The sequence below is a fragment of the Nocardioides marmorisolisilvae genome, assembly GCF_031656915.1.
Taxonomy (GTDB): domain Bacteria; phylum Actinomycetota; class Actinomycetes; order Propionibacteriales; family Nocardioidaceae; genus Marmoricola; species Marmoricola terrisoli.
The window spans coordinates 2,094,068-2,106,669 of the sequence record NZ_CP134227.1 but is presented as its reverse complement, the minus strand read 5'-3'; the positions used below and the strand labels follow the sequence as shown (position 1 = coordinate 2,106,669).

General features: G+C 72.5%; 13 protein-coding genes. 10 read left to right on the top strand and 3 right to left on the bottom strand.

Annotated elements, in window-relative coordinates:
* Positions 1 to 25 precede the first annotated feature (25 nt).
* Positions 26 to 490 (bottom strand): SRPBCC family protein, encoded by a 465-nt coding sequence (locus Q9R13_RS10070; RefSeq protein WP_310964997.1) that lies wholly within the window; start codon positions 488 to 490, stop codon positions 26 to 28.
* A gap of 79 nt (positions 491 to 569) precedes the next feature.
* Between Q9R13_RS10070 and glmS the strand changes: the two genes are divergently transcribed.
* From glmS to tsaD, 8 genes are all read left to right on the top strand, one after another.
* Entirely contained in the window at positions 570 to 2,414 is a 1,845-nt protein-coding gene (gene glmS, locus Q9R13_RS10065; RefSeq protein WP_310964996.1) for a glutamine--fructose-6-phosphate transaminase (isomerizing), read from the top strand.
* Positions 2,415 to 2,433: 19 nt separating this feature from the next.
* The gene (locus tag Q9R13_RS10060; RefSeq protein WP_310964995.1) at positions 2,434 to 2,790 is read left to right on the top strand and encodes a holo-ACP synthase; all 357 of its coding nucleotides are present in this window, start codon (positions 2,434 to 2,436) and stop codon (positions 2,788 to 2,790) included.
* A gap of 145 nt (positions 2,791 to 2,935) precedes the next feature.
* The gene (locus tag Q9R13_RS10055; protein ID WP_310964994.1) at positions 2,936 to 4,315 is read left to right on the top strand and encodes an NAD(P)H-hydrate dehydratase; all 1,380 of its coding nucleotides are present in this window, start codon (positions 2,936 to 2,938) and stop codon (positions 4,313 to 4,315) included.
* Between the two features lie 36 nt (positions 4,316 to 4,351).
* Positions 4,352 to 5,482, top strand: coding sequence for an alanine racemase (gene alr / locus Q9R13_RS10050; RefSeq protein ID WP_310964993.1), 1,131 nt, complete (start codon positions 4,352 to 4,354; stop codon positions 5,480 to 5,482).
* Complete coding sequence (gene tsaE / locus Q9R13_RS10045; RefSeq protein WP_310964992.1) at positions 5,479 to 6,378, top strand: tRNA (adenosine(37)-N6)-threonylcarbamoyltransferase complex ATPase subunit type 1 TsaE; 900 nt, start codon at positions 5,479 to 5,481, stop codon at positions 6,376 to 6,378. Before alr ends, tsaE begins: the two co-directional genes overlap by 4 nt.
* A gap of 43 nt (positions 6,379 to 6,421) precedes the next feature.
* Positions 6,422 to 7,051, top strand: coding sequence for a tRNA (adenosine(37)-N6)-threonylcarbamoyltransferase complex dimerization subunit type 1 TsaB (tsaB, locus tag Q9R13_RS10040; RefSeq protein WP_310964991.1), 630 nt, complete (start codon positions 6,422 to 6,424; stop codon positions 7,049 to 7,051).
* Positions 7,048 to 7,518 (top strand): GNAT family N-acetyltransferase, encoded by a 471-nt coding sequence (locus Q9R13_RS10035; protein WP_310964990.1) that lies wholly within the window; start codon positions 7,048 to 7,050, stop codon positions 7,516 to 7,518. Before tsaB ends, Q9R13_RS10035 begins: the two co-directional genes overlap by 4 nt.
* A 56-nt stretch (positions 7,519 to 7,574) precedes the next feature.
* The gene (gene tsaD / locus Q9R13_RS10030) at positions 7,575 to 8,621 is read left to right on the top strand and encodes a tRNA (adenosine(37)-N6)-threonylcarbamoyltransferase complex transferase subunit TsaD (protein WP_310964989.1); all 1,047 of its coding nucleotides are present in this window, start codon (positions 7,575 to 7,577) and stop codon (positions 8,619 to 8,621) included.
* A 28-nt stretch (positions 8,622 to 8,649) separates the two neighbouring features.
* Here tsaD and Q9R13_RS10025 read toward each other — a convergent pair whose 3' ends face one another.
* Together Q9R13_RS10025 and Q9R13_RS10020 are read right to left on the bottom strand one after the other, a co-directional pair.
* Positions 8,650 to 9,852 carry a hypothetical protein gene (locus Q9R13_RS10025; protein ID WP_310964988.1) on the bottom strand — a complete coding sequence of 401 codons (1,203 nt, stop codon included), beginning with the start codon at positions 9,850 to 9,852 and terminating at the stop codon, positions 8,650 to 8,652.
* Complete coding sequence (locus tag Q9R13_RS10020) at positions 9,849 to 10,418, bottom strand: SigE family RNA polymerase sigma factor (protein ID WP_310964987.1); 570 nt, start codon at positions 10,416 to 10,418, stop codon at positions 9,849 to 9,851. The genes Q9R13_RS10025 and Q9R13_RS10020 overlap by 4 nt, the downstream gene beginning before the upstream one ends.
* Before the next feature lie 95 nt (positions 10,419 to 10,513).
* Here Q9R13_RS10020 and Q9R13_RS10015 point away from each other — a divergent pair, with 95 nt between their 5' ends.
* Together Q9R13_RS10015 and Q9R13_RS10010 are read left to right on the top strand one after the other, a co-directional pair.
* Positions 10,514 to 11,629, top strand: a complete 1,116-nt coding sequence (locus tag Q9R13_RS10015) for an S-(hydroxymethyl)mycothiol dehydrogenase (protein ID WP_310964986.1) — start codon at positions 10,514 to 10,516, stop codon at positions 11,627 to 11,629.
* 50 nt (positions 11,630 to 11,679) lie between these two features.
* Positions 11,680 to 12,555, top strand: a complete 876-nt coding sequence (locus tag Q9R13_RS10010; RefSeq protein ID WP_310964985.1) for an oxygenase MpaB family protein — start codon at positions 11,680 to 11,682, stop codon at positions 12,553 to 12,555.
* Positions 12,556 to 12,602 lie beyond the last annotated feature (47 nt).

Below are 12,602 nucleotides of genomic sequence, written 5' to 3'. Positions count from 1 at the left end.
CCTGTCAGGCCGGGCTCGGTCGGGCTCAGGCAGCGTGCTCGACGACGGCCTTGATGCGCTCGAGCGTGGTGCGCATGCCGTTGCGGTTCGTCCGCCCACGCAGTCGCCCGAGCACACCCCAGTAGGCCTTCAGCAGGGGATTGCCGGCGAGCTGGAAGAACTCGGTGACGTCGACGCCGTTGCCGGCCGGGGCGATCCGGTAGCCCCACGTGTTCACCTCGCGATTCCCGGCGAGCACGGTGAAGGTGAACTCCTCGCCGGGCTCGCAGGTGACCACCCGGCACAGCGTCCAGTAGACCGGGCCGATCCCGTTGCGCCGCACGTGCCCCTTGAAGTACGCGCCGGCCGCCGGTCCGGTCGCGCCACGGGTCCACTTCGCCTCGAAGGTCTCCGGGCTGAACTCGCCGATCCGGGTGACGTCGCTGAGCAGGTCCCAGACCCGGTCTGCGGAGGCGTCCATGTGCACCGTGACGGAGTCGGTCATCTGCATGGCGATCAGCCTAGGCCCCTCGGCGCGGTCCGCACCGATGCGGTCTCGTGCCGAGAGGAAGGCAACTAGACTGCGGCCCATGTGCGGGATCGTGGGGTACGTCGGCGACAAGCTGGCCCGGGACGTGGTGATCAACGGTCTGCGTCGGCTCGAGTACCGCGGCTACGACTCTGCGGGGATCGCGGTGATCGCCGGCGGACGGATCGCCGGCGCCAAGCGAGCCGGCAAGCTGGCCAACCTCGAGAAGGCCCTCGAGGAGGACCCGCTGCCGCCAGCCACCACCGGTATCGGACACACCCGGTGGGCCACCCACGGCGCGCCGACCGACGAGAACGCCCACCCGCACTCGGGGCAGAGCGGCCGGGTGGCCGTCGTACACAACGGCATCATCGAGAACTTCGCCCGGCTGCGCGACGAGCTCGAGGCCGCCGGGCACAACCTGCGCTCGGAGACCGACACCGAGGTGGCCGCCCACCTCCTCGAGGACGCGGTCTCGGGCGGAGCCGACCTGACCACCGCGATGCAGCAGGTGTGTCGGCGGCTCGAAGGCGCCTTCACGCTGGTCGCTCTCGACGGCGAGGACCCGTCCCGAGTCGTTGCCGCGCGCCGGAACTCGCCGCTCGTGGTCGGCCTCGGCGAGCGGGAGAACTTCGTCGGCTCCGACGTGGCGGCGTTCATCGAGCACACCCGTGAGGCGCTCGAGCTCGGCCAGGACCAGGTCGTCACGATCACCCGGGACGACGTCCGGGTCTCCGACTTCGACGGCCGCCCCGCCGAGGGCAAGCGCTACCACGTCGACTGGGACCTCTCCGCGGCGGAGAAGGACGGCTTCGACTGGTTCATGCGCAAGGAGATCTTCGAGCAGCCGCGCGCCGTCGCCGACGCGATGCTCGGCCGGCATGACGAGCAGGGCCGGCTGGAGCTCGACGAGGTGCGGGTCAGCGATGACGAGCTGCGCGAGGTCGACAAGATCATCATCGTCGGCTGCGGCACCGCGGAGTACGCCGGCCTGGTGGCGAAGTACGCCATCGAGCACTGGACCCGGATCCCCTGCGAGGTCGAGCTGGCCCACGAGTTCCGCTACCGGGACCCGATCCTGACCCGCAACACCCTCGTCGTGGCGATCAGCCAGTCGGGCGAGACCGCCGACACCCTGATGGCGATCCGGCACGCCCGCACCCAGCGGGCGAAGGTGCTCGCGATCTGCAACACCAACGGATCGACGATCCCGCGTGAGTCCGACGCGGTGATCTACACGCACGCCGGCCCTGAGGTGGCCGTCGCCTCCACCAAGGGATTCCTCACCCAGCTGATCGCCTGCTATCTGCTCGGCCTCTACCTCGCCCAGGTGCGGGGGATGAAGTACGGCGACGAGATCCGCTCGATCGTCGGCGAGCTGGAGAAGATGCCCGCCCACGTGCAGCGGATGCTCGACGACGCCGAGTCCGTCTACGAGCTCGCTGCCGAGCTGCAGTCGGTCCGATCGGTGCTCTTCCTCGGTCGCCACGTCGGCTTCCCGATCGCTCTGGAGGGTGCGCTGAAGCTCAAGGAGCTGGCCTACCTGCACGCCGAGGGGTTCGCGGCGGGCGAGCTCAAGCACGGCCCGATCGCCCTGATCGAGCAGGGCCTGCCCGTGTTCTGCGTGGTGCCTCCGCGCGGACGCGACCAGCTGCACGCCAAGATGGTCAGCGCGATCCAGGAGATCCGCGCTCGGGGTGCACGCACGATCGTGCTGGCCGAGGAGGGCGACGACGAGGTGACGCCGTACTCCGACGTACGGATCACGCTGCCCGTCGTACCCACTCTGCTGCAGCCGCTTGTCGCGGCCGTCCCGCTGCAGCTGTTCGCCTGCGAACTGGCGACACTGCTCGGCCACGACGTCGACCAGCCCCGGAACCTCGCCAAGTCCGTCACCGTCGAATGACCGTCCCGGGGGCCCGTCCGTGATCGTCGGCGTCGGCATCGACGTGGTCGACCTCGGCCGCTTCGAGGAGTCCCTGGCGCGCACGCCGCGACTGCGGGACAAGCTGTTCACCGAGGCCGAGGCGGCGCTGCCGATGCAGTCGCTGGCGGCCCGCTTCGCTGCCAAGGAGGCACTGGCCAAGGCACTCGGCGCCCCGGCCGGTCTGGAGTGGCACGACGCGGAGGTGGTCTCGCTGCCCGACGGCCGGCCGACGTTCGCGCTGCGCGGCACCGTCCGGGCGCGTGCCGAGTCCCTGTCCGCTGCCGCCGTACACCTCTCGCTCTCGCACGACGCCGGCATCGCCTCGGCCGTCGTCGTCCTCGAGTCCGCCACCTGATCCCCTCCCGCCCCCCCGATCCGCCGAGTGGTCGCCAATGGCGCGCGAGTGGTCCCAAATGGCCGTCCGCTGTCGTCCGGGACCGCGCTTTCTGACCACTCGCGGGCAGGATCGGACCACTCGGCGGGGGGCCGATAATGGCGGGATGCGACGAGCACATCGGGTGGAGCAGGTGCGGGCGGCCGAGGCGGAGCTGATGGGGAGGCTGCCGGAGGGGACGCTGATGCAGCGGGCGGCGGCCGGACTGGCAACCGCGGTGGCGGACCTCCTCGGCACCGTGTACGGCGCCCGGGTGCTGCTCCTGGTCGGGTCGGGTGACAACGGCGGCGACACGCTGTACGCCGGCGCGCGGTTGGCCGCCCGCGGGGCCGGCGTCCAGGCGGTGCTGCTCTCCGAACGGGTCCACCCGGCCGGGCTCGCCGAGCTGCGCCGGCGCGGTGGCCGGGTCGTCGACCCCGCCCACGTACGTCGACCCGACGTGCTCGTCGACGGGATCGTCGGCATCGGCGGCTGTCCGGGGCTGCGTCCGGACGCGGCGGCAGTGCTCGCCCGGCACGAGGGCGTGCCCGTGGTGGCGGTCGACGTGCCGAGCGGCGTCGACGTGGACACCGGCCGGCTCGACGGCGACCACGTACGCGCCGACCTGACCGTCACCTTCGGGACGCACAAGGTCTGCCACCTGGTGGATCCGGCGGCCGAGGCCTGCGGCACCGTCCACCTCGTCGACATCGGCCTCGACCTGCCCGAGCCGGTCGTCGAGGCGCTCGGCCCGGACGACGTGGCCGGCCTGCTGCGGCTGCCACGCGCCTTCGACCACAAGTACACCCGCGGGGTGTTGGGCATCCGCACCGGCTCGCCCGGCTATCCCGGCGCAGCCGTGCTGGGCACGGCGGCTGCGAACGGTGGGCTGTGCGGCATGGTCCGCTATTCCGGCGCTGCTCCCGAGGCGGTGCGCGCGGCGCATCCGGAGGTGGTGGTCGGCGAGGGCCGGGTCCAGGCCTGGCTAGTCGGGTCGGGTAGTGGGGACGACGCGGGCCCGGGGCTCGAGCGGGCGCTGCAGGACGACGTCCCGGTCCTGGTGGACGCGGACGCGCTGCTGCATCTCGACCCGGCCGCGGGGACGGAGCGCGCCGGACTGGTGCTCACCCCGCACGCGGGGGAGCTCGCATCCCTCCTGGGAGTGGATCGCGGCAGGGTCGAGGCCGACCAGCTGCGCTACGCCCGCGAGGCCGCACAGAGGTACGACGCCGTGGTGCTGCTCAAGGGCAGGCACACCCTGACCGTGGCACCCGATGGTCGGGCGCGAGCGACCACCACCGGCAATGCCTGGCTCGCGGTGGCTGGCTCCGGCGACGTGCTCGGCGGACTGGTCGGTGCCCTGCTCGCCTCAGGGCTGGGGCCGTTCGACGCGGCCTCGGTCGGGTCGTGGTTGCACGGCGCGGCCGCGACGTACGCCGGTGGCCCGCTGAACGCCTCTCAGGTGGCACGAGCGATCCCGAGTGTGGTTCGCGCGCTGGTCCGCTGACGTCGGCCGGCCCGCCCGGTGGAAGGATGGCGTGACATGACCAGCCCTGCCGCACCGCGCCCGCGCGCCGAGATCGTCGTCGACCTCGACGCGATCCGGCACAACGTCCGGCGGCTGCGCGAGCAGGTGGTGCCGGCAGCGGTGATGGTCGTGGTCAAGGCCGACGGCTACGGACACGGCATGGTCCCGGTCGCCCGGGCCGCGCGCGAGGCCGGCGCGGACTGGCTGGGCGCGGCGACCCTGCCCGAGGCAGTGGCGCTGCGGGAGGCCGGAGACGAGGGCAGGCTGATGTGTTGGCTGGCCGCACCAGGGGAGGACTACGACCCGGCGCTGCGCCACGACATCGACGTCTCGGCCTCCACCGTCGAGCAGTTGGCGGAGATCGCCGAGGCCGCCGCCCGCATCGGTACGACGGCCCGGGTGCACCTGAAGTTCGACACCGGGCTCACCCGTGGCGGATCCGCCCGCGCCGACTGGCAGCGCTTCATCGCGGCCGCGGTCGAGCTGCCGCACCTCGACCCGGTCGGGGTCTGGTCGCACCTGGCCTGTGCCGACGAGCCCGACCACCCCGCCAACGACGCCCAGGAACGGGCCTTCCGTGAGGTCTTGGCGATGGTTGAGGAGGCCGGCCTGCACCCAGAGGTCCGACACCTGGCGAACTCCGCAGGGGGCCTGCTGCGCCCGAGCATCCGCTTCGACCTGGTCCGGTTCGGCATCGCCAGCTACGGGCTGACCCCGGCTCCGGCGGTGGCCTCGTCCGCCGCGCTAGGCCTGGCTCCCGCGATGACCGTTCGTGGCAGCATCGTGCTCGGCAAGGACGTCGCGGCCGGCGACGGCATCTCCTACGGGCACACCTACGTCGCGCCGGCTCCGATGCACGTCGGCCTGGTCCCGATGGGGTACGGCGACGGCATCCCCCGGCACGCCTCGTCCACAGCCCAGGTGCAGGTGAACGGCCGACGCGCCGACGTCTTGGGCCGAATCTGCATGGACCAGTTCGTCGTCGACGCGCCGGATGCGCAGGCGGGCGACGAGGTGGTGCTGTTCGGCCCCGGGGATGACGGCGAGCCGACGGCCCAGGAGTGGGCGGACTGGTGCGACACGATCAGCTACGAGATCGTCACCCGGATGGGCGGCCGCCAGCAGCGCGTGTGGGTGGGTCGGTGACCACGATCGCGATCCGCCGCGCCGGCAGCGAGGACGCGGCGACCGTGCTGGAGCTGATCCACAGCACGTTCGCCGGCCGGCCGGTGCTGGACCCGCCCTCGAACGCACTGGAGGACGACCTCGAGGCGGTGACCGCGGAGCTCGCCCTCCACGGGGGGCTGGTCGCCGAGGTGGATGGGCACCCGGCCGGGTCGCTGCTGTTCCGCCCGCACGGACGCTGGCTGGGGCTGCGCCGCGTCGGCGTGCTCGTCGAGGCGCGGCACCACGGTGTTGCCCACCACCTGGCCGAGCGGGCGGCGGAGATCGCCCAGGCCGAGCACTTCGACGGGCTGGTCCTGGAGGCCCGCGAGGAGCTTCCGGACACGGTGCGCTTCTGGGTGCGCAACGGGTACGCCGAGGTGGGCCGGGACGGGCCGCGACTGCGGATGGCCCGCCAGCTGCCCCGGATCTCGACGCTTCCCGGTGCCGATGACACCCGAGCCTTCGGCGTACGGCTCGGGGAGGCCCTCGGCGCTGGCGACCTGGTGGTGCTCACCGGCGAGCTCGGGGCCGGCAAGACCACGCTGGCCCAGGGCCTGGGCGCAGGACTGCGCGTGCGCGGACCCATCACCTCGCCCACCTTCGTCATCGCCCGCGTGCATCCGTCCCTGGTCGACGGCCCGGCACTGGTACACGTGGACGCCTACCGGCTCGGCGACCGGGCGGAGCTCGACGACCTCGATCTCGACACGGACCTCGACGACGCGGTGACCATCGTCGAATGGGGCTCGGGACTGGCCGAGGCGTTGGCCGGCAGCCGGCTCGAGATCGATCTGGAGCGCGCTCCCGACGACGTCCGGACCGCGCGCGTGACCGCGGTCGGGCCGCGCTGGTTCGAGGAGCCGCCCCCGGTCTGAGCCCGGCTCGGCGACCTCGCGCCACACGGATACCCTCGGGAGCGTGCTGCTGGCCTTCGACACCGCCACCCCCCACGTCACCGTCGCGCTGCACGACGGCGATCGGGTGGTGGCGTCGTACTCCTCCGCCGAGACGATGCGGCACGGCGAGATGCTGGCGCCCGGCATCGCGGACGTGCTCGGCACGGCCGGTGCGACCAACCGGGACGTGACCGCCGTCGCCGTCGGCGTGGGCCCGGGCCCGTTCACCGGCCTGCGGGTCGGGCTGGTCACCGCCCGCACGATGGCGCTGGCGCTCGGCATCCCGGTCTACGGCGTCTGCAGCCTCGACATCCTGGCGGCGGAGGCCGTCGATGCGGGCCACGAAGAATTCCTGGTCGCCACCGATGCACGCCGCAAGGAGGTCTACCTGGCGTCGTACGACGATGCCGCGCGCGTCGACGGCCCGCAGGTGATTCGGCCCGCGGACGCCGCGACGGAGCGGCTGGTCGTCGGCCGCGGCGCGGTGCTCTACCCGGAGGCGTTCCCGCACACTGCCGCGCCGGAGCACCCGAGCGCGGCGGTCCTGTGCGACGTGGTCGTGCACGAGCGCTTCGAGCTCCTGGATCCGGAGCCGCTCTACTTGCGCAGGCCTGATGCGATGGAGCCGCACCGGCCCAAGCGCGTCTCGTGAGTGACGTGGTGGCCGTGCGGGCGGCGACCCCCGCCGACGGCGACGCCGTCGTCGGCCTCGAGGACGGCTGCCTGGGCGCCGACGCCTGGCCGCGCGGGCTGGTCGAGGAGGGACTTGCCGGGACGCTGCCGACGGTGCGCTACCTGGTCGCCGACGATGCGGTCGACGGCGTGGTGGGCCACGCCGTGGTGTCTGTGGCCGGCGACATCGCCGAGCTGCAGCGGATCGCGGTCGCGCCGTCGTGGCGTCGTCGCGGCGTCGCCACCTCCTTGCTCGCCGCGGTCCAGGACGCCGGACGCGGTGGGGGCGCGGATCGGCTGCTGCTCGAGGTCCGTGCGGAGAACGCCGGCGCACTTGGCTTCTACGCACGCAGCGGCTTCGTGGAGATCGATCGGCGGCCGCGCTACTACCGCGACGGGTCGACGGCCGTGGTGATGCGGCTGCCCCTGATCAAGGGCTGCGGCTGAGCGAGCCGCCGTACCCCCGCGCCCAGGTGGTGCGGTGCTGAGCGACAATCGGCGGCATGGCCGACGAACCGCTGGTGCTGGGCATCGAGACCTCGTGCGACGAGACCGGGGTGGGGATCGTCAGCGGGCACACGCTGCTGGCGGACGCGGTGGCCAGCTCGGTGGCGGAGCACGCCAGGTTCGGCGGAGTCGTGCCCGAGGTCGCGGCCCGCGCGCACCTGGAGGCGATGACTCCGACGCTCGAGCGGGCTTGCGAGACCGCGGGCGTGGCCCTGGGCGACGTCGACGCGATCGCGGTGACCGCCGGGCCGGGGCTGGCTGGTGCCCTGCTGGTCGGGGTCGCGGCCGCCAAGGCGCTCGCGCTGTCGCTCGACAAGCCGCTGTACGGCGTCAACCACCTGGCAGCGCACGTCGCCGTCGACCAGCTCGAGCACGGCGCACTGCCCGACCCCTGCCTGGCGCTGCTCGTCTCCGGCGGACACTCCTCGCTGCTGCGGGTCGGAGACGTCACCGGCGACGTTCACTCACTCGGCGCCACGATCGACGACGCGGCCGGCGAGGCCTTCGACAAGGTCGCCCGGCTGCTCGGGCTGCCCTTCCCCGGCGGTCCGCACATCGACCGCGCCGCCCGTGAGGGCAGCAGTGTGTACGTCGACTTCCCGCGCGGGCTGACCTCACGGCGGGACCTCGAGCGGCACCGGTTCGACTTCTCGTTCTCGGGGCTGAAGACCGCGGTCGCGCGCTGGGTCGAGGCCTGCGAGGCGGCCGGTGAGCCGGTGCCGGTGGCCGACGTGGCCGCGTCCTTCCAGGAAGCGGTCTGTGACGTGCTCACCCGCAAGGCCGTCGATGCCGCAGCCACCGAGGGCATCGACACGATCCTGATCGGCGGCGGCGTCGCGGCCAACTCCCGGCTGCGGGTGCTCGCCGAGGAGCGGGCGGCCGGGCACGGCATCCGGGTCCGGGTGCCACGACCAGGGCTGTGCACGGACAACGGCGCGATGGTCGCCGCGCTCGGATCGGAGATGGTGGCCCGCGGGCGCACCCCGTCGGCGATCGACCTGCCCGCCGACTCCTCGATGCCGGTCGAGCTGGTCCTCGCCTAGGCGACGCGTCCGCAGCCCGCAGCCAGGCTCACGGCTGCGCCTCGAAGACGAAGGGGCTCTTCGTGTACTTGGTCGGGACGATGTCGCTGGCCCGGGAGAACGTCCCGTCGGTCTTCAGCGTCAGCAAGGCGCTCTGCGTGAGAGTGGCACCGGTGAACGTCAGCGTGTCGTCGTCCTGCCAGGCCGGCGTGTAGCCCAGATAGACCTTCCTCAGCTTCGGGGTGCGGGCTATCACCTTGCCGGTGCGAGCATCGAGGATCGCCCAGGTGCCGACGTCGCCGTTGTGGGCGACCGGGAAGGCCGCGACGTACTTGCCGTCGTCGCTGAACGACACCGGCCGCCACGGGCCGCTCCACAGAAGTGTGTGGGCGGCCATGTCGTAGACCCCCCCGGCGAGGGTCGACTTCGCGACGCTCCCGGTCAGGCCGCCGACCAGGTTCGCGGACTGAGAGGTGGTCGTGGCGATGAGCCCGACCGTCTGTGTCACGAACCGCCCGGCGTTGTCCATCGTGGTGATCTTGTTGCCGTCCCCGGCGAGCGCCGGCCCGTAGGGCAGGAAGCCGATGATGGACTCGCCGGCGGGGGCGGTGGCCTGAGTCGGCCCGCCGTTGCCCATGGTGTTGTCCGGCCCGTAGAAGACCGTGCGACCGGACTGCCACGCCACCGTTACGCGGTCGGACGAGACCTTGATCCCGTTGTTGGCGCCGGTGCGGACCACGTTGCCGTTCTGGTCGTACTGGGTGATCTTGAGATCGCGGGCGACGACCCAGCCGCCCCGGAAGTCGTGGAACTGGGTCACGGTGGCAGGGTCGCCCGGAAGTCGACCGGTCTGGCCCTGGTAGTGGACGACGCCGTTCTGGTCGAGGTACCCCACCGTCGCATCGGCACCGCGGGGGATCGCGGCGAGGTCGTGGATCGCTGGCGACGATCCCTGCGTCCGGTGCGGGGCGTGCGTCGGGCTCGGGCTCGGGCTCGGCGACGGCAGCGGGGTGCCGTGGTGGGACGGCGTGGGCACGGTGGTGCCTCCGGGGTGCAGCAGTACCGCGGTCGGCACGGTGACGACCACGACGGCGGCGGCGACCAGTCCGGCCGCGCGCTGGCGACGGCGACGACGGATGCCACGGGCCCGGGCACGGACCTGGCCGAAGTCGGAGCCGGCCCCCGGCAGGTCGTCGAAGCGGTCCGCCTGGCGGCGCAGCATCTGCTGCAGCTGGTCCTCGGTGTTCATCATCGGTCCTCCTCCCGGCGGTCGAGCTCGGGATGGTCGGGAAGTCGGTCTCGGAGCGCGGCCAACGCACGGCTGGCCTGTGACTTGACGGTGCCGACCGAGATCCCGAGTGCCTCGGCCGTCTCCGCTTCGCTGAGCTCCTCGTAGTAGCGCAGCACGATCACTGCGCGCTGCTTGGGTGGCAGGGTGCCCACGAACGACCACAGCGCGGTGTGGGTCCCGTCGTCCGGGCTGTCGTGGTGCCCGCGCTCGGGCAACTGCTCGCTGAGGACCTCGCGCCGGCGGAACGGACGCCGCCAGCCGGAACGGTGCTCGTTGACCAGCGCGCGCCGCGCGTAGGCGTCGACGTGCTCGTGGTCGCTGATCCGGTCCCACGCGAGGTAGAGCTTGGCCAGGGTCGTCTGGACGAGGTCCTCGGCGGTGTGGGTGTCCCCGGAGAGCAGGTACGCCGTGCGCAGCAGCGCCGGCTGGCGAGCTGTCATCCAGGCCTCGAAGTCAGCCTCCCGAGCCGCGCGCGCGCTGCGCATCGACACCCCGCTCCTGGTCGCCGTCGTGGTCTGTCCCATCATCACCTCACCCCGTCTGGTCTGCTGCCCTACACACGCATCACGGCGCGCCGAGGTTGCATCTCGACAAGAGCCGCTTCACCGGCGAGGCTCGGGGCATGCAGCAGGTCAGAGGAGTGGTGGCCCGTGCGAAGGGCGCCCCGGTCAGCATCGAGCTCGTGAACGTTCCTGATCCCGGCCCCGGCGAGGCCGTCGTACGCGTGCAGGCGTGCGGGGTCTGTCACACCGACCTGCACTACCGCGAGGGCGGCATCAACGACGACTTCCCGTTCCTGCTCGGGCACGAGGCGGCCGGCGTCGTCGAGCAGGTGGGCCCGGACGTCACCACGGTCGCGCCCGGCGACTTCGTGATCCTCAACTGGCGTGCGGTGTGCGGCAGCTGCCGCGCCTGCGAGCGCGGCGAGCCGTGGTACTGCTTCGCCACCCACAACGCCACCCAGCAGATGACGCTCGCCGAGGGCCCGGAGGCGGGCACCCCGCTGACGCCCGCGCTCGGCATCGGCGCCTTCATCGAGAAGACCCTGGTCGCCGCCGGCCAGTGCACGAAGGTCGACCCGTCCGCCCGACCCGCTGCTGCGGGCCTGCTCGGGTGCGGGGTGATGGCCGGCCTCGGGGCGGCGATCAACACGGGCCGGGTCAGCCGAGGCACGTCGGTCGCGGTGATCGGCTGCGGAGGGGTCGGCGTCGCCGCCATCGCCGGCTCGGTGCTGGCCGGTGGCTCGCCGGTGATCGCGGTCGACGTCGATGACCGCAAGCTGGAGATCGCCCGCCGGATGGGCGCCACCCACGCCGTCAACTCCACCCGGAGCGACCCGGTCGAGGAGATCCGGGCGCTGACCGGGGGCAACGGGTGTGACGTCGTCATCGACGCGGTCGGGCGCCCGGAGACGTGGAAGCAGGCCTTCTATGCCCGGGACCTCGCGGGGACGGTCGTGCTGGTCGGCGTACCCACGCCGGACATGAAGCTGCCGGACATCCCGCTGATCGACGTCTTCGGGCGGGGTGGCGCGCTCAAGTCCAGCTGGTACGGCGACTGCCTGCCCAGCAGGGACTTCCCGATGCTCATCGACCTCTACCGGCAGGGCCGGCTGGACCTCGACGCGTTCGTCTCCGAGGAGATCGGGCTGGGCGACGTCGAGGCCGCCTTCGCCACGATGCAGCACTCCTCCGACGACGGGCCGAGCGTGCTGCGCTCCGTCGTGCTCTTCGACTGATCCGGGCAAGCCTGACAGCAGAACTGTCACGGTCGGCTAGGCTCGCGTCCATGGCGGACGGATACTTCCCCGAGGGGTCGATGCTCCGGTTCGTGCAGTCCCACCGCGCCGTGGGGCACACCTACGGCCAGCGGGCCCTGATCATCGGTGCTACCCATCCGGTGCCCTACGTCGGCACCTCCGACTCCACCCATGCCAAGGAGCGGCCGTTCGGCCGGCTGGCGAGCACGGCGAAGGTGTTCGAGACGGTCTTCTTCGGCAGCACGGCTGAGGCTGACCGGGTGCTTGCCCAGGTGGCGGCGATGCACCGGAAGGTGCGGGGGCGGCTGGAGCGCGACGAGGGCAGCTTCGCGGCCGGCACGCCGTACGACGCCTATGACCCGACGCTGATGTTCTGGACGATGGCGATGCTTGCGGACTCGTCCCGGGTGGCGTTCGAGACGTTGGTGCGGCCGCTGAGCCGGGGTGAACGCGAGGACCTATGGGCAGACTGGGTGCGGTTCGGGCAGCTGTTCGGGATGCCACGCTCGGCGGCGCCGGCCACCGGCCTGGACTTCGAGGAGTGGATGGCCGCCTGGTTCCGCAGCGACCGGATGCACCTGACTGACGAGGCACGGGTGGTCGGTCGGGCGATCGCCCGCGACATGCCGGTGCCGATCACCCTGCGGGTCGGGATCCGGGCGACCAACCTTGTAGTCCAGGGGATGCTGCCGGCCTCGGTGCGGCGCCTCTATGGCCTTCGTTGGACCCCGGCTCACGAGCGCGCGTTCCGGGCCGCTGCCGCCGGCGTACGGCGGTCGCAGGCGGTCGTGCCCGACCGCCTGCGTCTGGGCGACAACCGTGGGCTGCACGACCTCGTCATCGCCACCGAGCGGCGCCGGGTGGCCGCCGGGCGACCGACGATGCACCTTCCCGTGGCCGGCTGAGGTCCGACCTGCACCGTGGGCCAGCGCTGGGAGGTCTATCCGTTCGG

Coding starts and splice junctions, on each gene's coding strand:
- Q9R13_RS10070 (WP_310964997.1), bottom strand. CDS start 490: ATGCAGATGACCGACTCCGTCACGGTGCACATGGACGCCTCCGCAGAC.
- glmS (WP_310964996.1), top strand. CDS start 570: ATGTGCGGGATCGTGGGGTACGTCGGCGACAAGCTGGCCCGGGACGTG.
- Q9R13_RS10055 (WP_310964994.1), top strand. CDS start 2,936: ATGCGACGAGCACATCGGGTGGAGCAGGTGCGGGCGGCCGAGGCGGAG.
- alr (WP_310964993.1), top strand. CDS start 4,352: ATGACCAGCCCTGCCGCACCGCGCCCGCGCGCCGAGATCGTCGTCGAC.
- tsaD (WP_310964989.1), top strand. CDS start 7,575: ATGGCCGACGAACCGCTGGTGCTGGGCATCGAGACCTCGTGCGACGAG.
- Q9R13_RS10025 (WP_310964988.1), bottom strand. CDS start 9,852: ATGATGAACACCGAGGACCAGCTGCAGCAGATGCTGCGCCGCCAGGCG.
- Q9R13_RS10020 (WP_310964987.1), bottom strand. CDS start 10,418: ATGATGGGACAGACCACGACGGCGACCAGGAGCGGGGTGTCGATGCGC.
- Q9R13_RS10015 (WP_310964986.1), top strand. CDS start 10,514: ATGCAGCAGGTCAGAGGAGTGGTGGCCCGTGCGAAGGGCGCCCCGGTC.
- Q9R13_RS10010 (WP_310964985.1), top strand. CDS start 11,680: ATGGCGGACGGATACTTCCCCGAGGGGTCGATGCTCCGGTTCGTGCAG.